Here is a 21011-nt window from a genome sequence, read left to right as displayed (position 1 = left end):
AACTAAGTACAGGGCTTTGGTGTTGCCAAAGCCTTCGCTGGGTTTTGGGAGGTGCGTATGGCGAACTTTATCGATAGACGGTTGAATGCGAAAGGAAAAAGCACAGTCAACCGCCAACGCTTTATCAATAGATATAAGCAACAAATTAAAAAAGCCGTCAGCGATGCAGTGACTCGCCGCAGCGTAACGGATGTAGATAAAGGCGAAAAAATCAGTATCCCCACTCGGGATATCAGTGAACCTATGTTTCACCAAGGCAAAGGCGGTGTCAGAGACAGAGTGCATCCCGGTAATGACCAATTTACCCGTGGCGATAAAATTGACCGGCCACCCGGTGGTTCTGGCGGCGGTTCGGGCAAAGGTGAAGCCTCAAATTCGGGTGAAGGCGACGATGACTTTGTGTTCGAAATATCTAAGGATGAGTATCTAGAATTATTGTTTGAGGACTTAGAACTCCCCAATTTACAAAAAAATCGCCTTAATAAACTGGTGGAATACCAAATCTACCGTGCGGGATTCACCAATGATGGCGTCCCCGCTAACATCAATATTGTCCGTTCATTACGTTCATCACTAGCACGTCGTATTGCGATGTCAGCCAGTAAAAAGAAATTGTTAAAAGAGTTAGAACAAGAACTTGCCGAACTGGAAAATATTCCAGGTACTAAGGCCGAGTTGATTTTGGATTTAAAAGCCCAAATTGAGGAGTTAAAACAAAAGATTGCCAGAGTGCCGTTTATCGATACCTTTGATCTACGCTTTAATAACTATTCCAAAAGGGAAATCCCTTCTAGCCAAGCCGTGATGTTCTGCTTGATGGATGTGTCTGGTTCTATGGATCAGGCAACCAAAGATATGGCAAAACGCTTCTATATCTTGCTGTATCTGTTCCTCACCCGCACCTATAAGAATTTAGAAGTGGTTTATATTCGCCATCACACCCAAGCCAAAGAAGTCGATGAACACGAGTTCTTTTACTCCCAAGAAACGGGCGGCACCATAGTGTCCAGTGCATTGAAATTAATGCATGAAATTCAACAAGCTCGCTACCCCGCTGATGAATGGAATATCTACGCAGCCCAAGCATCCGACGGTGATAACTGGGCCGACGATTCACCAACCTGTAGGCAATTGTTAGAACAAAAAATCTTGCCACTGGTGCGCTACTACAGCTACATCGAAATCACCAATCGCGCCCATCAAACCCTGTGGCGTGAATATGAATCCCTGCAACAGCATTACGACAACATCGCCGTGCAGCACATACGTCAAGCCGAAGATATTTACCCTGTCTTTAGGGAGCTATTCAAGAAACAAGCGGTTTAAGGGGGCACTATGGGGATAACTAAATCAACACCTTGGAAACCACTGAGCGATGGTCCTGACTGGAGCTTCGAGCTACTGCAGGACTATCTCAAGGAAATTGAACGGGTAGCAGCACTGTATAAGCTCAGCACTTACCCAAATCAAATTGAAGTCATCACCGCTGAGCAGATGATGGATGCTTATGCGGGCATTGGTATGCCCATTGGTTACACCCATTGGTCCTTTGGCAAACGTTTTATCGAAACCGAGCAAGGTTACAAGCGCGGCCAAATGGGGCTTGCCTACGAAATTGTGATTAATTCTAACCCCTGTATTGCCTACCTTATGGAGGAAAACACTATCACAATGCAGGCGCTGGTGATCGCTCACGCCTGTTTCGGACATAACAGCTTTTTTAAAAACAACTACTTATTTAAGACATGGACAGATGCCAGCTCGATTATTGACTACCTTGTTTTTGCTAAAAACTACATCAGTGATTGCGAGCAAAAACATGGCGTTGCACAGGTCGAAAGCGTCATCGACTCCTGCCATGCGCTAATGAACTATGGTGTCGATCGCTATAAACGCCCCTCAGAAATTTCATTCCGAGAAGAACAAGCAAGACAAAAAGATCGCGAGGCGTACCTTCAAAGCCAAGTGAATGATTTATGGCGCACCATTCCGACCCAGCAACATGAACAGTCACAATCGAAGAAACGTCGTTTCCCCGCCGAACCGCAGGAAAATATCTTATATTTCATTGAGAAAAATGCCCCTTTACTGGAACCATGGCAAAGGGAAATTATCCGCATTGTACGTAAAATGGCGCAATATTTTTACCCGCAAAAACAAACTCAAGTGATGAATGAAGGCTGGGCCACCTTCTGGCACTACACTATTTTGAATCACTTGTATGATGATGGCGTGGTCACTGACCGCTTCATGATCGAGTTTTTGCAAAGCCATACAGGCGTGGTTGCCCAACCCGACTACAACAGCCGCTATTACAGTGGCATCAATCCCTATGCTTTAGGTTTTGCCATGTTTACTGACATTCGGCGTATTTGTGAAAATCCAACCGATGAAGATAAAGCCTGGTTTCCCGACATCGCCGGCAGCAATTGGATTGAAACCTTACACTTTGCAATGCAAAACTTTAAAGACGAAAGTTTTATTAGCCAATATCTTTCACCTAAAGTCATCCGCCAATTTAAGTTGTTTGGTATCCATGATGATGAGAAACGCAATTATCTGTCGGTATCGGCAATTCATGATGAACAAGGTTATCAAGATATTCGCCAGTTATTATCGCAGCAATATAACTTGTCGAATATTGAACCGAATATCCAAGTGCATAATGTAGAGATCAACGGTGATAGATCCTTAACCTTGCGTTATGTGCCGAATAACGATATTCCCTTAGCCAGCAGCCATAAAGAAGTATTAAAGCATTTACATAGATTATGGGGTTTCACTGTCACCTTAGAGCAAAAAAATGAGGATGCGAGTGTAACAGTATTAGCATCCTGCCCTGAAGCGGCTAAACCAGAATAATAAACCGAATAAAAAAGCCGTTTCCATTGGAAACGGCTTTTATGTATTTATCGCTATTTTAATGCGACATCAATCGCAGCAATTAATTATCCTGTGCGATAGACGCGGGCATATCATCGCGTAATTGTAACCACATCTTACCGCTGTTCATGCCGTAGGTGCGCATCAGCGCAGGGACGTCGAGATAATTTTTCGCCTGAGCCAGTAGCTCTAACTCTTTGTAAAAGTTCAAAGCCAATAAACGCGCATCGGAACTAGTAAAATAATAGCGACCGACTCGGCTATACAATCCCTTAAATCCATTTAATATCAATACGTAAAGTGGATTCCCAGAGGAAAAAGCTAAAGTGTGATGCAATAAATAGTCAAATTCGGCATAGGATTCCGCCGTATCTTCAAGTTGGTGAATTTTGGCGAGCACATCCACAGCGGTATCTGGGTTATAACGCAAAGCACCGCGGAAATAGATAGCGCTGACGTTAGTACGAGCCGACAAGAGTTGGTCAACCAATACCGGAAATCCTTCGGGATTGAGATCGGCAATCGTCTCAAGAATGTTTAAGCCTGAGGTTTCCCAGAAGTTGTTCACTCGCGTTGGTTTACCGTGTTGGATTTTCAACCAACCGTCACGAGCCAAGCGCTGTAGCACTTCACGCAGAGTGGTGCGAGTCACACCTATCAATTCCGAAAGCTCACGTTCAGCCGGTAAAATGGACCCTGGAGGAAATTTATTATCCCAAATGGATCTCACAATATACTTCTCTGCAAAACTTGCAGGTCCTTTGGCATTGATAATCATCAGCCCACTTATCCAGTTGTTGTGCGTCGTAATGGTCACTGATCATACCAGAGCGGTAAAAAATGGAAACCATTCACTTAAATTCACTGTGTTATCGCCGTGTAAATGTCACACAATCGCTCAAAAAAACGACCAAGATCAAGGCAAGAAACGCCAATTTTGCCGATTAGCTCCGCTTTTTGAAATGTGGGTATCAGTATCTCGTTACATTAGCTTTCTCTTTAGGCTAGACTGATTTAACAAACGCAGGTATTGATATTAAACACGTGCAATTTTTAACATAATTAGAAGAGAGGCTGCCATGCCGGCGACAATGAGTCAGGCGTTTATTGGGAACTTCTTAGGAAACTCTCCTAAGTGGTACAAAACCGCAATACTGTCATTTTTAATTATCAATCCACTACTCTTTTTCTATGTCGACCCCTTCGTGGCCGGCTGGGTATTGGTGCTTGAATTTATTTTTACCTTAGCAATGGCATTAAAATGTTATCCATTACAGCCTGGCGGATTATTAGCAATTGAAGCTGTCGCTATTGGCATGACATCGGCAAGCCAAGTCTTACATGAAATAGAAGCCAACCTCGAAGTATTATTACTCTTGGTGTTTATGGTCGCTGGTATTTATTTCATGAAGCAATTGCTGCTATTTGGCTTCACGAAAATTATTACCAAAGTGCGTTCTAAAGTTTTAGTGTCACTGATGTTTTGTTTGGCATCGGCGTTTTTATCTGCCTTCTTAGATGCGTTAACGGTTATTGCCGTGATTATCGCGGTCGCTGTGGGTTTCTATTCTATTTACCACAAGGTCGCTTCTGGAAAAGATTTCGGCGCCGATCACGATCATACTTCCGAAGGTAAAAACGCTGCGGGCGAAGATCAGTTAAACGAAGAAGAACTCGGTGCATTCCGTGGCTTTCTGCGTAATCTGTTAATGCATGCGGGTGTCGGTACTGCACTTGGCGGTGTATGTACTATGGTGGGTGAACCTCAAAACCTGATCATTGCCGCACAGGCCAATTGGCAGTTCGGTGAATTCGCCGTGCGTATGTCACCAGTTACAGTCCCAGTATTGATTTCTGGTATCTTAACCTGCTACTTAGTTGAAAAATTTGGCATTTTTGGTTATGGCGCTAAATTGCCAACGGCCGTTCATCGGATCTTATGTGAATATGCCGCCCATGAAGATGCGCGCCGTACCAACAAAGACAACATGAAGTTAATCGTCCAAGCCCTAGTGGGTGTCTGGTTGATCGCAGGTCTTGCCTTGCATTTGGCTTCAGTGGGCTTAATTGGTCTTTCTGTGATTATTTTAACCACAGCCTTTAATGGCGTCACCGATGAGCATGCCCTTGGTAAAGCCTTCGAAGAAGCACTGCCTTTTACCGCATTATTAGCGGTGTTCTTTGCGGTTGTTGGCGTGATTATCGATCAACATTTATTCGCCCCCGTTATCCAATGGGCACTGGGTTATGAAGGTAATACCCAATTAGTGATTTTCTATATCGCCAACGGATTATTGTCTATGGTGAGTGATAACGTGTTCGTCGGCACTGTGTATATCAACGAAGTGAAGGCGGCATTAATTAACGGCCAAATCACCCGTGATCAATTCGACTTACTGGCCGTTGCGATTAATACCGGAACTAACTTACCTTCGGTGGCGACACCTAATGGTCAAGCGGCGTTCTTGTTCTTACTGACGTCAGCCTTAGCACCGCTGATCCGCTTATCCTATGGCAGAATGGTATGGATGGCATTGCCCTACACTATCGTGCTATCCATTGTGGGCGTTATGGCGATCCAAACCGGATTCTTAGAACAAGCCACTCAATATTTCTATGATTCCCATACAATCATCCATCACAGTGCAAAAGAAGTGTTGGGCACAGTGTCCGGACATTAATCTTCTCTATTGACTGAACTTTATTAAATAAGTAGAGTCCAAAAAACGCCCCATGTCTGAGGGCGTTTTTTGTTGATATGGAGCTCACTTTGACTGTTATTACTCGCTTTGCCCATTCCCGTTCATCTTGGTTTATTCTCGCAGGCACAGCCCTAGGCTTAGAGTTAAGCGCACTGTATTTTCAACATATAATGAAACTCGATCCCTGTGTTATGTGTATTTATCAAAGACTTGCTGTCTTTGGTTTATTAGCGGCCGGCCTTATCGGCATGACGGCGCCAAAATATCGAATCGTGAGGATTCTCGCGGCCATTGTTTGGGCTGTCAGTGCGACTTGGGGATTAAAGCTAGCGCTATCGCTGGTAGACATGCAAACCAACCCATCGCCTTTCTCAACGTGTTCATTCTTACCTGAATTCCCAGCTTGGATGCCATTACACGAATGGTTCCCTTCCATTATGATGCCTACTGGCATGTGTACTGATGTGCCTTGGGTATTTATGGGGGTGACGATGGCCGAATGGATGGTAGTGGCTTTCAGTGGCTTCCTAGTGGCTTGGTTACTCTTTATTGTGCCTATCCTGAGTGGTTCAAATAAACCTTCTCTTTATAAATAACGACTTTGAGATAAGGCAGGGATCAACCCTGCCTTTTTATTAGCGATTTTATTCACAGTTTACGACCTATCCCCGCCGCTAATCCCATTCAATCCCCGCAACTTAGACATATGCCAATAGCAAAACAGCGAGAACGCGCTACACTGGCTCAATGAAAAGTGGTGATTTGGAACCTGGTGATTATGGGAAAAAGTTCGACATCTGAGCCACACACAGCCTTAACCCAATGGCAAAACAGTTTGCCGTTCAAATTTAGCCTTATCCAACTCGTCATTGCCGCTATTTTGATTTGCAGCACAGCTTGGGTCATTCTGAGCATTCAGCGTCAACAAGTGCTTGATCAACAAGCCGTGTTAAACCAGAACTATGGCCAGTTAATCATCGCCAAACTGCAGGAAATGACTTCACAGGTCGAAACCGTTGTCGGCTCCATTTCCAGTATTGCAAAACTTTATCGCTATGATCATGAGCAACTGGTGAAAACCATCCCCAGCTTGCTGACGCTCGATAACCAGCAACGCATCATCTCTGGCGGTGGCGTCTGGCCGGAACCCGGCGCGTTTAATCAGCAAAAATTCCGCGATAGCCTATTCTGGGCCCACAATGTAAACGACGAGTTAGTCGCGATTGATAGCTATAACAAGGACACGTTTCCTAGTTATCACACCGAAGAATGGTATCGCCCGACGCGCTATTTCCCTGCGGGCAAAATTTTCTGGTCAAAATCTTATTTCGATCCCACCACCCATGAGTCCATGATCACGGCCTCTGGTGCTATGTGGATGGACCATCAGTTTATTGGTGCTGCCACTGTGGATATCAGTTTAGAAAAGCTCAATGCCCTACTACGCAATGCTATGGTCGATGTCAGGGGTTATGTCATTGCCTTAGATCATCAAAACCAAGTGCTCGCCTATCCCCATGGCAATAATAATCTTCAGCATCAAGCCAATACCAGCCACACCTTTGTCACTTTTAATCATCTCGTTGACCAGCAGCCAGACTTCAGCCCCATCGAAGCGGCATTACACAATGCGGATAAAGCCTTTATCGAAGAAGCCGTGGCCGAGCGCGTCTTTACCCAAGAACAGATGCAACATTTGACCCGGCTAAGTCATCAAGATGAGCGCGACATGTTAGCCGCCATAGTCAATAACAATGCCTTAAACCATTTCACCACCCCAAAACTACTGACCTCAGTGACCTTAGCCCATGATCCCATTTTGAAAACGGCGTCCCTGGTTTCGGTATTTTTGATGCCCAATACCTATTGGAAAGTGTTAGTTGTCACCCCGATTTCGCCACTGCAAGATACCGCCAAACACTTAGTTGAAAAGGTTGGTATTTATTTAGTGTGCATCCAACTTTTAGGCTTGATCCTGCTATTCTTGCTCCAACATCGGCTGTTTATTACCCCGATTATTGAAATCGTCCAAGCCCTAAAGCGTAATGATTCCGCATCAATTGAACTTAAAGCCAAAGACAGTCACGACGAAATTGGCTTATTAGCCAAGACATTCCTGTCGCGCACTCAGCAACTTGAAGTGGCGATGGCGAGTTTAGATGCCAGTAATCTTGCCCTAGAGCAACAATTGCAGAGTCAGAACCTATTCCAACTTGAATTAAAGCGCCATAAGGAACAACTAAGGGCTTTGCTGAAATTTTCCCAAAATCTTATTTATGTCAAAGATCTGCACGGCAAATATATTCTGGTGAATGACAAGTATTGTGAAATTTTAGGTATAGAACGCAGACGCATTATTGGCGCCTCGGATTTTGAGGTATTCCCCAGCCAATTTGCCCATGAGTATCAACAAAATGATCGGCGCGTACTGCACAATAACGAAGCCATTAATTTTGAAGAGGCCATCCCCTCGCCACTGGGGAATCTTATTTATATAGTGACCAAATTTAAGATAAAAGATGATGACGATACTGTGATTGCGGTCGGCGCTATCGCCTTTGATATCACGTTGAAAAAGATTAAAGAGCAAGAACAGGATAAATTACTCTTAGGGCAAGTCGAGACGCTCAATCATCTACAAGAGCAAGTTCGCCTTATCAATCAACATAATAATGAGCTTTACCAAGAGCAAGAAGCATTAACTAAAATGCTCGAAAAGCATCATCAACTCAACCTCAGCCGTGAACAAAGCCAACAGTTAATGCAAAACTTCTTAGCTGAAATGATGACTCAGGTCATGCATGAGCAAGACCTGCTACTCGCCAAAGTTTGCCAACTGCAACAAATGGACGAGGCAAACTACAGCACTCAGATCACCGAAGTCATGGTAACTCAAGCAGAAAAACTGCGACATATTGCTCAGCTGCTGACCAATCATCAAAACGATATTCGTCCATTGCATCTGGCGCAATTTATGCGTCATTTATTAGGTTTACTAAAAGTGCAACTAGCAAAAGCAAACGTAGAGATAGTGCTCAATTGTGAGGAAAACATCATCATAGATGGCCCAGCTTGGCAATATCTGCAACTCTTCTATCGCTTAATCACTAACACTTTGAATCATGCTTTCAAGACTCACAACGAACAGCGTGAAATCACCATCGCCATCGGCAAATCGAACGACGTGCTACAAATCAGTATTCTCGATAATGGCATTGGTATGACACAGGCGCAGCTCACGCAATTGCGACAGGAACTGGAGCAAGAACTCTGTCTCGGGACCTTAACCTGTATCAATTTATGGCTTAAAAACGACTTCAACGGCAGCTTGACCATCAGCAGCCAGTTAAACCAAGGCACACACATACAGTGTCATTGGCCGCTTAACACAAACTTAGCGTCACAATAAAGAGGATGGCTTACTGATCAAGCCATGCCTTAGCTTGGCTTTGCTCATCGGCAGCAAATACCTTTACAGGGCACGGCAGCATGCAGGCAAGCGCATTGACCATAGCGCTTGTTTGAGCTTCGTTAGCAATCATCACCACTCTTGAGAAATCACTTAAGTGAAATAAGCCGAGTACTGCATCGTCCCACAGAGCAGCGACAGATATGCCTTCAAATTCAGGGGAAAACTCGTACCAGAGGCGAATACTGGCGTGATCTTGCAGCTTAGCTTCAATGGCGGGAACCAGATAGCCTTCAACATCCTCATGGTTAACACGACCAGATGCGACGACTGCCAATATGTCATGGGCATGGCCCGAAGAGATCGTTAGCATTGAACACTCCTTATCAATACACGAAGGGGAAATAGTTAAAGCTCACACACTAAAGATACACAGACAATGGCATAAATGCTGGAAAAGAGAGTGGTTTATTTTACGCTAAGCCGATTTAGTCCTCACCACTCAAGTTTTAAAATCACTCGAGCTAAGTGTCAGCCAGCAGAAAAAGTCACAAAGCGAAGTGGCAATACAAGACTGAAAAGAGATGAAAAGTAGAATAACTCGAAGGGTAACGAATAGCAGATATAGCCTCACACCAAATGCTTTAAGCTTAACGCTAACTAGCGCAGCGACTTAAGACTAGATTCAAGGTGAGGAAACACATGGCACTCAAGCGTGGCAATCAAGCGGCAAAAACATGACGGTTAAAATAGGCAGTTAACACTAACTGTTACAACGAGCTGAAATTACGCCCTAATTTTAATGCCTGCACGCTTGCCACTCAAGATTAGAGCGCCCTTCAGACTAGGCGCTGACTTGCTGTTTAGCGATTTCTTGATCGAACAAATTCTTAATTAAACCGGAAAATTCGGTAATAAATAACGTCTGCGCGGGCGTGGCTTTATGATTGGCAACCGAAGCTAAAATCTCTTCTAAATCATATACTATCGCATCCACTTCGCGGATAATCATGTTGCGCTGCGCGAAAGACAATGACGGATTTTGACCACACACCATAATGATCTGCGCCGACAATTGCTCTTCAAATAATTCCATCACAGTATCGTCTGAAATCACCTCAGAATTTGGTGTTTCAAATAAGCCAAGATGTTCAGTTAAATACTGGACCAAATGCATGTAACCATCTTTATCTGTGACCATTTTTTACCCTTTAAACTCATTAACTTAATATCTAGTGTGGTGCTATTAATACCACAATCGGAAATATCAAAGAAGCCGAAAGTTCGGCTTCTCATCGAGATCCAGCATACGCCACTTATTCAACTCTAGCCTATCTTCGATAACCGACGTATTGATCTACACCAATCTTATTGAAGTTACTGAGTTAAGGTTAGTACAAATGACACAGGAACAGCTTGGCTAATGCTCGATAAACCCGCAATTTCACGTAATTTATCAATCCCAGCGACAAGATCAAACTCATTGGCATTCACAATTATCGGCTGAAAACTGTTCACTAACAGCTTGTTATCAGAAACTTTAGTGATAATAACCGAAAAAGTCTTAGTTTGCGATTTACCATGTAATGCAATTTTACCATCGATATCAACAACTTTAGTCTCGCCAACGCCAAGATCTTTTAGCATCTTAGTGTCAACTTGTGACGACAGTTTGAGCTCAGGATATAAAGCCACTTCGAACAATAAATTCTGCATCCGCTCATCGCGGACATCAATACCTGTGGCCACGCCAATTAACGGAATGGTTAATTCGAATTGACCATCCTCTTTTAGCGTACCTTTGAGTTGTTTAAAGTGATGGACTTCACCAATGTCACCTTTCTTTACCGAAATAAAACTGACTCGCGAATCTTGATCCATCACTTGCCATTGCGCGGCGCAGCTAAAACTGGCCATAGCCGATAAGGCGACAATTCCCATCCATTTTTTCATCGTATCTGTCCTCAAAGAGTGAGTTTAAAAGCCATGCAGTAAAGCAAATCGACATCTGCAGCAGGCGAAAATCCTGCCCAGTTAAACGTGACCCACATCACCTAACTTAAGCTAAAGATACTCTTTTTATCCATTAGCGACCAGTAAACTATGCTTCATACTCTAACTAGCCATTTATCTAAGCTATTGGCAAAAGCCTGTTTATCCGCTTGGGAAAACGAATCCGGCCCGCCGGTATGCACGCCAGAACCCCGCAAATCTTCCATAAAATCGCGCATCGTCAGCTTTTGTTTTATGTTATCGACGGTATAAAGCTCGCCGCGAGGATTGAGTGCCAAGGCGCCCTTTTCGATGATTAAAGCCGCTAAGGGAATGTCCGCGGTGATCACTAAATGCGTCGGCTCGACATGGTCGACAATGTATTGATCCGCCACATCAAAACCTGCACCGACACGAATTTGGCTAATATAGGGCGATGGCGGTATACGGATCATTTGATTGGCCACCAGCACCAGCGGCAAAGCTTTACGCTCCGCCGCGCGGAACAGGATTTCTTTAATGGGATTAGGGCATGCGTCCGCGTCAACCCAAATTTTATAATCACTCAATGTCTTTTAACTCTGTTGGTGTTAGGTTCACTGGCTCAGTTATACACAGTGCTATGCCGTACTATTCGCCCTACTATGGCGCTAAACGATCGATTTCCCACTCAGCATCATGGCGGGTATAAATAAAACGATCATGCAGCCTATGTTCTCCACCCTGCCAAAATTCGATACTCGAAGGTCTGACTAAGTAACCGCCCCAAAAACTGGGTAAAGGCACATCGCCCTTGGCGAACTTAGCCTTCATTTCGAAGAATTTACCTTCAAGTACTTGTCTCGCGCTAAGTTTACTCGACTGCTGCGACACCCAAGCGGCAATTTGACTGTCCTTAGGACGGGTCATAAAGTATTTAAGCACTTCGGCGGAAGACAACGCCTGCGCTTCTCCGAGCACCGACACTTGCCGCTCTAAAGGATGCCAAGGGAAATGCAAACTGACTTTATTATTGGCGGCAATTTGCTGGGCTTTGCGACTGCCAAGGTTAGTAAAAAATACGAAACCTGTGTCATCAAAACGTTTAAGTAACACTATCCGTTGAAAAGGTTGGCCGTGTTCGTCCACAGTCGCCACACACATAGCCGTTGGATCGCTAAGCTCAGCATCCCTCGCCTGCGTCATCCACAGTTCAAACAAGTCCATTGGGTTTTGCGGTAAGTCGGCACGTCTTAAGCCGCCTTTAGCATACTCGCGGCGGATATCACTGAGATCTGTCATGGGGTTTCCTTAAGTAAATGCCAAAAATTTACATGAATTCAGGGATCAGCACTTGAGCATCAAGCTGCTGATAGTGGCTAAAGCGAATATCATAACCTTGCTCAGTTGTTAATGAACCACGCCCTAAGCATAAATGGGCAGGAAATCCCTGCGTTGAGTCGTTGATATTAAAGCCGATAGCGTCCCAACTGACGGGAGAAAATAGTGCTAATAATCGTCCTAAGAGTTGTTGCGGATACTGGGTTAAATCCAGATTCGTTTCAAAGCTCACATAGGAGCTAGCGCACGCATTCTCGCTTTGGGGCGTAATATGCAAGGTCACATAATACTTGCCCCAGAGACCGTTCATAGAAAAACCTGATGGATCAAATAAATGGGCGTCAAGCTCAAAGTCTGGGAATAAATCGTTAAGTTCGAGTGCGGCACAAATTTCAGCTTTGCTTTGCGAGCCACCATTTAGATAATCGGCTAGCTCACCACGAATGTGGTACATCAACAGCTCACAGCTTTGATCATCCTTTGGTGCACGATAATCACTATCAGAGCAGAAAAAATAATGATGATGACTGTCTAAATGCCCCACTCTCATTGCCTTACCCGCGATACGCTGACGCAGCTTGCCAACATCATCAGCAAAACTCGTGGTTTGCAGGTGGGCTTGGTATTCGTTTTTACGCTGATAACTCACCAGCGCCATCGCAGAGACACCAAGCGCATCGATAAAATAGCAAGCGGCATCCACTAAAGTGCTATTGCCGCAGGTGAGCATGACAAATCTGTCGTGCCACACGAATAAACTGGATTCGCTCAACAGGTAAGCATCGCAATCAGCATTACTTAACTGCGACAAAATCTCGGCATGAGCACAATTGACTAAGGCTGACCAAAAGCTCACATCGAGTTCGCGTAAATTCGGCGCAGACGCCGCCACGATGATCTCAAGTTTCTTTTCTGAGCCTTCAAAAAACATCAAATCCTTAACCCCATTAAACGCTATGCGCCCTTGCTGTTGACATCCTTTACACCTGTTTGACTTCAACGAACGATAAATATTTATCGTCCAGAAAGCAAAAATCAGCCTAAGTTACCTTAGGCTGATTTATTTTAACACACTAGATCTTAAGAAAAATATCTTAAGAAAAATCTTCCAAGTAAGTGTAGCCTTTCAGGCCAACTTGCAGTTCTTCTAAAATTTGTGCGCGTTCATCTTCGGCAATATGCAAATTCACTAACTCTTCGTAAGTGCGCATAAAGGCCACTGCATCTAAGTTAACGTAACGCAATACGTCAGCGACTGTATCACCCGCCAATACCGATTCAATGTTCGTCACACCGTTATCTTCGATGCGAACAACCGCAGAGTTAGTATCACCAAACAGGTTATGCATATCACCCAAGATTTCTTGGTATGCGCCCACAAGGAAGAAACCAATCAGGTACGGGCTATCCGCACTCCAGGCTGGTACTGGCAATGTGGTTTCAATCCCTTGTCCATCAACGTATTGATCGACAATACCGTCAGAGTCACAGGTGATATCGAGCATGACAGCACGGCGCTCAGGGGCTTTATCTAAACCCGATAACGGCAATACTGGGAACACTTGGTCAATACCCCAAGCATCGGGTAATGACTGGAATAATGAGAAGTTAACAAAGAACTTATCGGCTAACTTTTCATTGAGTTCATCAATGATAGGTCTGTGATAACGGTTCTTCGCACTCAATAGTCCTTGCACTTCATGGCAAACACGCAGGTTAGCTTGTTCAGCCCACGCACGTTCTGCCAAGCTCAATTGACCAAGAGCAAATAGCGAATGCGCTTCTTGTAAGTCACTTTGGCTATCGTGATAAATCTCAATCAAGGCACGTTGATCGGCGCGGCCGCTGATCTCTGACCATGAATGCCACATGTTATGCAATAACTGTGGTGACTCTTCCGCTGGCGGTTGAATATCTTCCGGCTGATAAGCTTCAGTACCGATAACATCGGTAATCAGCACAGCATGGTGCGCGGTTAAGTAACGGCCAGACTCTGAAATAATACGTGGCATAGGCTGCTCGTATTCATTACAGATGTCGGTCAATACGTTAACGATATTGTTGGCGTATTCGGTCAGGCCGTAGTTCATCGAGTTATTACTTTGGCTACGTGTGCCATCGTAATCCACCGCTAAACCACCACCGACGTCGAAGCAGTTAACGCTTGCGCCTAATGCACGTAATTCACAATAGAAACGACCCGCTTCACTCACACCTTGGCGAATATCACGGATGTTAGCGATTTGCGAACCTAAGTGGAAATGCAGCAATTGCAGCGAATCCAGCATATTGTTTTGCTTAAGTTGCTCTACAACCAGCAAAATTTGCGCAGCTGATAGACCGAACTTAGACTTCTCGCCACCGCTAGCCTGCCATTTGCCTTTGCCTTGGAATGCTAAACGCGCACGCAAACCTAAACGCGGTTTAACGCCCAAACGTTTAGATTCAGCTAACACCATTTTCAGTTCAGACAGTTTTTCTAAAACGATGTAAACCTTGTGGCCTAACTTTTCACCAATCAGTGCTAAACGGATATATTCATTATCTTTATAACCATTACATACAATGACTGAACTGGCTTTTTGCGCCATGGCTAACACAGCCATCAGCTCAGGCTTACTGCCCGCTTCTAAACCCAGTTGTGGTACTTCTTTTGATGCCTGACTCGCCAGGATCTCTTCCACCACAGTTTGCTGTTGGTTTACTTTAATCGGGTAAACCAGCAAATAGTCCGCCTGATACTCGTACTTCTGTATCGCTTGGTCGAATGCTTGGCACAAACTGTTCACTCTGTGGTGCAGGATCTGCGGAAAACGAACTAGTACAGGCAAAGCGACGCCCGCTTTAACCATGTCTTTGGCTAGCTCATTTAAGCCAATCTTGTAATCAGGATTTTTTGGGTCCGGTGACACTGTCACCTCACCGTGATCGCTGATCCCATAAAAACCTTGGCTCCAGTGAGTAACATTGTACCCAGCACGAGCATCATCAATAGACCAATCATTCATTATTATTTAGCCCGTCTATTAAAAAATGGGTTAAACGGTTATGGCTTAATAGCACAACCGCCCGTTCGACAAACCCAGGCAAAGGGACACCTTACCTGACATACACGAAGGTGGATTTCACCTTCTACTTAATGCTGCAACGTCACGCTAGTGTAAGTGACATTGCCGCGATTTTCATTAATAGCGCAAGAGACAACTCATCTTAGCGCACTACATCCTATCATATTGACGGGAAAGCTGATTCCCTAACCCCAGTAAAGCTATCTTTACTTGCCCACTTGTATCTATCTTGAGGCTAAAAGGGCGTTAATACCGCCAAAAAGCCGAATGAAGTCCTGAGTCGCATCCTTAAAACATCAAGCTAATAAGCAGCTTAAAGATGTTCGAAAGAAGTTAAGACCTTCAGAAACCGATAACACAAGTAGAAAACGAAAACCGATAACACCGAACTAGCGAAAACGCCAAACCAGCTTATCTCTAGGCAAGATTATTTTAACAGGGGACTATTGGCTTCTTCGCGGCCAGAATTGATGCGGATCAACGTGAGATGCTTAAGGCCAGTATCATCGTATGGCACGACAATCGAGCGTTGGCATTGTGACACTTTTAGGCAAAGTGCAAAAAATGGATGCTTGTGCATTAGCTAATAAAAACCCTCTTAACCCCATGTAACTACATCTATTTGTTAATTACACGGTTAATGACTGCTGAACCATAAAACCTTTACTACTCACGTAATATTTGTAATGTCTCTAACGAGCGAAGTCGTTGAACGGCGCAATTAAACCGCGCAATGTCACAGAATGCAAGCAAGAATCTCATTTAATATTTTGCATTAAAATATAATAAACACTCGCTTAACAATCGCTCACATTGCATTAGGGTTAAGCTGAATAATATTAGCCAGTTAGCGCATGAACGCCGTACTCGTCTGTTCAATATTTTTTAATAGCCTTTGTAACTTTTTTGACATTTATCCCTACAAATACCCCTGAATTTTGTGTGTCACTTGCGCCCCACCCATGTGCTGCCATTGATTAAAGCCGAGCGCTCAATATCACAGTGCAAAATTCAGTATCAATAAGCCATAAACCGAGGCGCAAATGCCGCTTCAAACTTAGACCCAATACTAGATACAATCCTACTTACCAACATGGGTTCAGTACTGCCCACATTTCTAGTCACAATCCTAGCCATAATCCAAAGTAAAAGCGGCGATGATTAATGGCTAAGTCGCCACTAAGATAAAACCCAAAGACAATAATGCTGCAGTTTCAGCCCCGAAGTGTATAATCGCAGCCGAATCACATTTAATTATGCACAGAGAGATCCATGGTACAGATAGGTAAAACCTGCAAACTTGAGGTTGTAAAACAAGTCAGCTTTGGCGTGTATTTAAACGCCCACGAATTAGGGCAAGTACTGCTGCCAAACAAAGTCACCCCCAAAGACTGCCAAGTCGGTGATCTACTTGACGTGTTTCTGTATCTAGATTCTGAAGATATCGTGATTGCCACCACGCGCCGTCCATTGGCACAAGTAGGCGAATTTGCCTATTTAAAAGCCGTTGCAACCGGTCCTTATGGCGCCTTTTTAGACTGGGGCTTAGATAAAGACTTATTACTGCCCTTCGGTGAGCAACATAAGCCAATCGAAGAAGGTCGCTCTTATCTGGTTTATGTGCACGCTAACCGCGCCGATGAACGCATCATGGCCTCTTCAAAAATCGATAAGTTCCTTGATAAGACAGAGCCTGAGTACACAGTGGGTGAGCAGGTCGATTTATATATCGGCGGCACCACAGATTTAGGCTACAAAGCCATTATTAATCATGCCCATTGGGGCGTGATTTACGAAAACGAAGTGTTCCAAAAACTGCGTTTCGGCCAACGACTCAAAGGTTTTATCAAACAAGTGCGCCGCGATGGCAAAATCGATCTTGTGCTGCAACAAGGCAGCAAACAAGAGTTAGATAAGCACGCCCACATTATCCTGATCAAACTCAAACAGGCTGGCGGCTTCTTAGCCCTGACCGATAAAACCGATGCTGAAATCATTTACGATCAGCTTGGTATGAGCAAAAAAGCCTTTAAAAAAGCCATAGGTGGTTTATTTAAGAATGGGCAACTGAGCATAGATAATGATGGTCTGCGTTTAACTGAAACCGCAGAATAATCAACTCTATTCAGGACTTAGCGTTAAAGTTGTACAGTTTACCGCCACTAAGGCAGAGTTTGACTGACAACTCCTAGGATATTAAGCATGGCTCTGTTATAAACAAAGCCATGCTTTTTTCTTTGGAGCTTATATGGAACTCACGTTACACGAAGCCAGAGTCATCGGATGCCTGCTTGAGAAAGAAATCACCACCCCTGAGCAATATCCACTCTCGCTAAACTCTTTGACCTTAGCCTGCAATCAAAAAACCAGCCGCGAGCCGGTACTCGAACTCAGCGAAACCCAAGTGCAAATCGCCGTCGATTCCCTTAATCGAAAACGTTTGATCAGCGAACAGTCGGGATTTGGCAGCCGCGTCGTTAAATACAAGCACAGATTCTGCAATACCGAATTCAGCGAACTTCAACTGTCCCCCGCCGCACTCGCCATCGTCTGTTTGTTGCTATTACGTGGCCCACAAACGCCGGGAGAGTTACGCACCCGCAGTAACCGCCTACACGAATTTAAAGATGTGATCGAAGTGGAAGATTGCATCCGCCAATTGATGAACCGCGAAAAGCCTTTCTTAAAACAATTGCCCAGGGAAGCTGGTCGCCGCGAATCCCGTTATGTGGAATTATTCTCTGCCGCCTCATCGCAACTCGAAACTGCGCAGCCCGAAAGTGCGAGCCATACCGTCGCCCATGTCGCTGTGTCTTTGGATGCTGAGCCGCTTAAATTGACCAAAAGAGTGACCGAGCTTGAGCGACAAGTGGCGGAACTGACGCAAAAACTTGATGAGTTAATTGCCTCGTTGAGCTAATCGCCTTTTTAAGCTAATCAAAGCGTTGTTTAACTCGCTTTTAATGCTGGAACCTAGTCTGTATGTTATAGCAGGATGCTTTGATCATATGTTTGAGAGCATCAATAGGAAGCCGAAAACCGATTGAATACAGTGCCATTTTGGCAAAATGGCACTTATGGACTAATTCACTGTCTACCCAAGGGTGAGCAACTTAACTGCCCCAGAATCATAGCGCCAAGAATAATAGAGACAGCACATGACCAATAATCCACCCAGCAGTTTCAACAACATGCTTATCATCGCCATGTTTGAACTGCGCAAATTTTTATTTAATACCCGAGGGATCATCGCCTTGGTCGCCTTTGGTTTAGTGTGGGGCGTACTCCTGCTTTATCCCATTCAAAGCGCATCGGCGATGTTATTGCAGCCGAATGTGAAAGATGTCATCGACAGCTTATTTGGTGCCAATACCCTCAATGTGCTCTTTGAGTGGCCCGTGGCAGAAATGGCGGTGTTTTGGTGCTTTGCGCTGTATTTGTTCCCAATGTTCAGCATTTTGATCGCCGCCGATCAGTTCTCCTCCGATAAAACCCGTGGCACGCTGCGTTTTTTAACCATACGCACTAGCCGTGACAGCTTATTGTTCGGGCGTTTTCTCGGCCAAATCCTGATCCAAGGCTTGCTGATCCTATTGACGATTATCGCCACTGTCGCCCTCGCGCTCAGCCGTGACAGCCAGCTCTTTTTGCCGGCGTTAACCTCTGGCGCCTTAGTTGGCCTTAACCTCATCATAGTGATCTTGCCCTATACGGCAGTGATGACGTTATTGTCCCTGTATGCGCGCACGGCACGCCAAGCTATGGTGTTTGCGACCATTTTATGGACAGTGATTTCCATCGCCATCATGGTGTTAGGCAGCCAATCTAGCGTATTGGCACAGCTGCAATGGGTATTACCCGGTGCTCAGCTGTCGGACATGCTCAATACTAATGGACTCAACAGCTTAGCTTATGCCCCTATTCCACTGATCCAAACCGCTGCGGCCCTCTTGCTCGGCAGAATTTATATGCAAAGGAGCTCGCTATGAGTTTGATCCAATGCCAAGGGCTGTCGCAACTTTACGGCAGCAAAAAGGCGCTGAATGATGTTAACTTCAGCCTAGAAGCGGGTGCGCCCATCGCCCTTGTCGGTCCAAATGGCGCGGGTAAAACCACGCTTTTTAGCCTGTTATGCGGCTATTTGTCGCCAAGTGCAGGGACAATAACCCTGCTCGGTGAAGCGCCTAATAGCCCTAAACTTTTAGGCAAAATTGCCGCTTTACCCCAAGATGCGGTGCTCGATCCCAATTTGACCATTGTTAGCCAGTTAAGCTTTTTCGCGCGTCTGCAGGGCATGGGCGTAGAACAAGCCAGACAAGAGGCCATTCGCGTATTGACCTTAGTCGATTTGGCGGATGTTGCCGAGCAAAAACCACCAAGCCTCAGCCACGGTATGAGTAAACGCGTATCGATTGCACAGGCGCTGATTGGCTCGCCAGAGTTAGTGTTATTGGATGAGCCGACCGCGGGGCTCGATCCTGCCAACGCGAAAAAAGTCCGCGAACTGGTAAAAGCCTTATCGCCCACCACAACTTTTATGATCAGCTCCCATAATCTCGATGAGCTCGAAAAGCTGTGCGATCAGGTGTTGTATTTAGATAAGGGCCAACTGAGTCAAGCCGTGTCTATGCATGCATCGACCGATAGCGATTACCTGACGTTAACCATGCAAAGCTGTGACAGTGATTTGCTGCAAGCGGAAGTGGCAAAACTAGCGGGCGTGGTGAACGTCAGCTCAAAACAGAGCAAGGTGTTTATTATCCAGCTCGCAACGGATGAAGAAAAAGCACAGAGCAGTGATATCGAAATGCGCCTATTTACCCTGTTTAACCAACATAAGTGGCAATACAAGATGCTGCTGAAAGGCCGTACCTTGGAAGAAACGCTCTTTTCATAGCCGAGCTTTAAAGAGCTGGCTTCTCATCAGCCAGCTGTTAAATAGTGTTACTCATGGCTTAAGCGCAACACGCCTTGCGCTTAAGCCTTTTAACTCAGCCCTAGGCCACTCAATACTGACAAACTACTGCTCACTTTCGCAACACTCAGCCACCAAAAGCATCACAAGTCTGTCAATAAAACACCAATCAACCGCGCTAAGCTAGCTATGACTTTCAATCTTAAGGCGAGCTTGTTATAACTCCCCTTCGATTGAACCTAAGCTGACTTCAGAGGTTTCTATGAACAAAGCACAACTTATCCAACGTATTGCCGCCGAGCTCAACGCATCGCAAGCGAGCACTAAACCTGTGGTTGAGCAGATATTGCAACAGATCCACGTCGCCTTAAGCGAAGGCGAGAAAATTTTCCTGCCGCAATTTGGCACCTTTGAACTGAGATACCATGTCGCTAAAACGGGCCGTAATCCACAAACGGGCGAAGCCATAGAAATCGACGGTTACAATCAGCCCAGCTTTAAAGCCTCAACGGCATTGAAGCAACAGATCAATCGCTAATAGCGACGCTTAGCGTTAATGTTCAGTCACTCATTTGCGAACATTAATCGGCAGCCTTTTGTCCCGTCCTAAGATAGGTTGACAGTTTTTAGGCCAGCTCCTGTAGCTGGCCTTTTCTATTGTGCACCTGATTAGGGGTTGCCATATTCAAACTCAGATGCGGTCTCATTTCGTTGTATATTGC

The 21011-nt window shown here is 45.0% G+C and carries 19 protein-coding genes; 10 read left to right on the top strand and 9 right to left on the bottom strand.

Going from position 1 to position 21011, the window contains the following annotated elements; genetic code table 11:
* Positions 1-57: 57 nt before the first annotated feature.
* On the top strand, positions 58-1326 hold the full coding sequence (locus tag MO387_RS12815; RefSeq protein WP_006081286.1) for a YeaH/YhbH family protein: 1269 nt from the start codon (positions 58-60) through the stop codon (positions 1324-1326).
* 9 nt (positions 1327-1335) lie between these two features.
* Positions 1336-2862 carry a SpoVR family protein gene (locus MO387_RS12810; protein WP_107947131.1) on the top strand — a complete coding sequence of 509 codons (1527 nt, stop codon included), beginning with the start codon at positions 1336-1338 and terminating at the stop codon, positions 2860-2862.
* 82 nt (positions 2863-2944) lie between these two features.
* On the opposite strand, the gene fadR is transcribed toward MO387_RS12810, so the two are convergent.
* Entirely contained in the window at positions 2945-3661 is a 717-nt protein-coding gene (gene fadR, locus MO387_RS12805) for a fatty acid metabolism transcriptional regulator FadR (protein ID WP_006081284.1), read from the bottom strand.
* Positions 3662-3962: 301 nt separating this feature from the next.
* Here fadR and nhaB point away from each other — a divergent pair, with 301 nt between their 5' ends.
* From nhaB to MO387_RS12790, 3 genes are all read left to right on the top strand, one after another.
* On the top strand, positions 3963-5564 hold the full coding sequence (gene nhaB / locus MO387_RS12800) for a sodium/proton antiporter NhaB (protein WP_006081283.1): 1602 nt from the start codon (positions 3963-3965) through the stop codon (positions 5562-5564).
* Between the two features lie 89 nt (positions 5565-5653).
* On the top strand, positions 5654-6181 hold the full coding sequence (gene dsbB, locus MO387_RS12795; protein WP_012587866.1) for a disulfide bond formation protein DsbB: 528 nt from the start codon (positions 5654-5656) through the stop codon (positions 6179-6181).
* Between the two features lie 182 nt (positions 6182-6363).
* Positions 6364-8994: a PAS domain-containing protein gene (locus MO387_RS12790; RefSeq protein ID WP_107947130.1), complete on the top strand. Its 2631-nt coding sequence runs from the start codon at positions 6364-6366 to the stop codon at positions 8992-8994.
* A 10-nt stretch (positions 8995-9004) separates the two neighbouring features.
* Here the strand turns inward: MO387_RS12790 and MO387_RS12785 are convergent, their stop codons facing one another.
* From MO387_RS12785 to MO387_RS12750, 8 genes are all read right to left on the bottom strand, one after another.
* A complete protein-coding gene (locus MO387_RS12785) occupies positions 9005-9367 on the bottom strand; it encodes an STAS/SEC14 domain-containing protein (RefSeq protein ID WP_107947129.1) in 363 nt (120 codons plus the stop codon).
* A gap of 471 nt (positions 9368-9838) precedes the next feature.
* Positions 9839-10195, bottom strand: a complete 357-nt coding sequence (locus tag MO387_RS12780; protein ID WP_107947128.1) for a DUF3802 family protein — start codon at positions 10193-10195, stop codon at positions 9839-9841.
* A gap of 176 nt (positions 10196-10371) precedes the next feature.
* On the bottom strand, positions 10372-10947 hold the full coding sequence (locus MO387_RS12775; RefSeq protein WP_037392477.1) for a YceI family protein: 576 nt from the start codon (positions 10945-10947) through the stop codon (positions 10372-10374).
* Between the two features lie 155 nt (positions 10948-11102).
* Complete coding sequence (locus tag MO387_RS12770) at positions 11103-11555, bottom strand: YaiI/YqxD family protein (protein ID WP_012587870.1); 453 nt, start codon at positions 11553-11555, stop codon at positions 11103-11105.
* A 73-nt stretch (positions 11556-11628) separates the two neighbouring features.
* Positions 11629-12267: a pyridoxamine 5'-phosphate oxidase gene (gene pdxH, locus MO387_RS12765; protein ID WP_107947127.1), complete on the bottom strand. Its 639-nt coding sequence runs from the start codon at positions 12265-12267 to the stop codon at positions 11629-11631.
* Positions 12268-12295: 28 nt separating this feature from the next.
* Positions 12296-13237 (bottom strand): adenosylmethionine decarboxylase, encoded by a 942-nt coding sequence (locus tag MO387_RS12760; protein ID WP_107947126.1) that lies wholly within the window; start codon positions 13235-13237, stop codon positions 12296-12298.
* A gap of 163 nt (positions 13238-13400) precedes the next feature.
* Positions 13401-15314 (bottom strand): biosynthetic arginine decarboxylase, encoded by a 1914-nt coding sequence (speA, locus tag MO387_RS12755; protein ID WP_107947125.1) that lies wholly within the window; start codon positions 15312-15314, stop codon positions 13401-13403.
* 487 nt (positions 15315-15801) lie between these two features.
* A complete protein-coding gene (locus MO387_RS12750) occupies positions 15802-15954 on the bottom strand; it encodes a hypothetical protein (RefSeq protein ID WP_011846564.1) in 153 nt (50 codons plus the stop codon).
* Between the two features lie 692 nt (positions 15955-16646).
* On the opposite strand from MO387_RS12750, the gene MO387_RS12745 reads away from it, so the two are divergent.
* From MO387_RS12745 to MO387_RS12725, 5 genes are all read left to right on the top strand, one after another.
* Positions 16647-17489, top strand: a complete 843-nt coding sequence (locus tag MO387_RS12745; protein ID WP_006086322.1) for a S1-like domain-containing RNA-binding protein — start codon at positions 16647-16649, stop codon at positions 17487-17489.
* Positions 17490-17622: 133 nt separating this feature from the next.
* Positions 17623-18294, top strand: a complete 672-nt coding sequence (locus tag MO387_RS12740; protein ID WP_107947124.1) for a DUF480 domain-containing protein — start codon at positions 17623-17625, stop codon at positions 18292-18294.
* A gap of 238 nt (positions 18295-18532) precedes the next feature.
* Positions 18533-19363, top strand: a complete 831-nt coding sequence (locus tag MO387_RS12735; RefSeq protein ID WP_006086320.1) for an ABC transporter permease subunit — start codon at positions 18533-18535, stop codon at positions 19361-19363.
* Complete coding sequence (locus tag MO387_RS12730; RefSeq protein ID WP_006086319.1) at positions 19360-20271, top strand: ABC transporter ATP-binding protein; 912 nt, start codon at positions 19360-19362, stop codon at positions 20269-20271. The genes MO387_RS12735 and MO387_RS12730 overlap by 4 nt, the downstream gene beginning before the upstream one ends.
* 280 nt (positions 20272-20551) lie before the next feature.
* A complete protein-coding gene (locus MO387_RS12725; RefSeq protein WP_006086318.1) occupies positions 20552-20827 on the top strand; it encodes an HU family DNA-binding protein in 276 nt (91 codons plus the stop codon).
* Positions 20828-21011 lie beyond the last annotated feature (184 nt).

The sequence above is a fragment of the Shewanella sp. N2AIL genome (assembly GCF_022690845.1).
GTDB lineage: Bacteria > Pseudomonadota > Gammaproteobacteria > Enterobacterales > Shewanellaceae > Shewanella > Shewanella baltica.
Note: the sequence above shows the minus strand (reverse complement) of the source record. Positions and strands in the feature narration are given on the sequence as shown.

What these genes read in the sequence shown, in the direction of transcription:
- MO387_RS12775 (WP_037392477.1), bottom strand. Translation starts at nt 10,947, where the DNA reads ATGAAAAAATGGATGGGAATTGTCGCCTTATCGGCTATGGCCAGTTTT.
- MO387_RS12745 (WP_006086322.1), top strand. Translation starts at nt 16,647, where the DNA reads ATGGTACAGATAGGTAAAACCTGCAAACTTGAGGTTGTAAAACAAGTC.
- MO387_RS12810 (WP_107947131.1), top strand. Translation starts at nt 1,336, where the DNA reads ATGGGGATAACTAAATCAACACCTTGGAAACCACTGAGCGATGGTCCT.
- MO387_RS12815 (WP_006081286.1), top strand. Translation starts at nt 58, where the DNA reads ATGGCGAACTTTATCGATAGACGGTTGAATGCGAAAGGAAAAAGCACA.
- fadR (WP_006081284.1), bottom strand. Translation starts at nt 3,661, where the DNA reads ATGATTATCAATGCCAAAGGACCTGCAAGTTTTGCAGAGAAGTATATT.
- MO387_RS12760 (WP_107947126.1), bottom strand. Translation starts at nt 13,237, where the DNA reads ATGTTTTTTGAAGGCTCAGAAAAGAAACTTGAGATCATCGTGGCGGCG.
- MO387_RS12780 (WP_107947128.1), bottom strand. Translation starts at nt 10,195, where the DNA reads ATGGTCACAGATAAAGATGGTTACATGCATTTGGTCCAGTATTTAACT.
- MO387_RS12730 (WP_006086319.1), top strand. Translation starts at nt 19,360, where the DNA reads ATGAGTTTGATCCAATGCCAAGGGCTGTCGCAACTTTACGGCAGCAAA.
- MO387_RS12735 (WP_006086320.1), top strand. Translation starts at nt 18,533, where the DNA reads ATGACCAATAATCCACCCAGCAGTTTCAACAACATGCTTATCATCGCC.
- pdxH (WP_107947127.1), bottom strand. Translation starts at nt 12,267, where the DNA reads ATGACAGATCTCAGTGATATCCGCCGCGAGTATGCTAAAGGCGGCTTA.
- MO387_RS12740 (WP_107947124.1), top strand. Translation starts at nt 17,623, where the DNA reads ATGGAACTCACGTTACACGAAGCCAGAGTCATCGGATGCCTGCTTGAG.
- MO387_RS12725 (WP_006086318.1), top strand. Translation starts at nt 20,552, where the DNA reads ATGAACAAAGCACAACTTATCCAACGTATTGCCGCCGAGCTCAACGCA.
- MO387_RS12790 (WP_107947130.1), top strand. Translation starts at nt 6,364, where the DNA reads ATGGGAAAAAGTTCGACATCTGAGCCACACACAGCCTTAACCCAATGG.
- MO387_RS12785 (WP_107947129.1), bottom strand. Translation starts at nt 9,367, where the DNA reads ATGCTAACGATCTCTTCGGGCCATGCCCATGACATATTGGCAGTCGTC.
- nhaB (WP_006081283.1), top strand. Translation starts at nt 3,963, where the DNA reads ATGCCGGCGACAATGAGTCAGGCGTTTATTGGGAACTTCTTAGGAAAC.
- MO387_RS12750 (WP_011846564.1), bottom strand. Translation starts at nt 15,954, where the DNA reads ATGCACAAGCATCCATTTTTTGCACTTTGCCTAAAAGTGTCACAATGC.
- speA (WP_107947125.1), bottom strand. Translation starts at nt 15,314, where the DNA reads ATGAATGATTGGTCTATTGATGATGCTCGTGCTGGGTACAATGTTACT.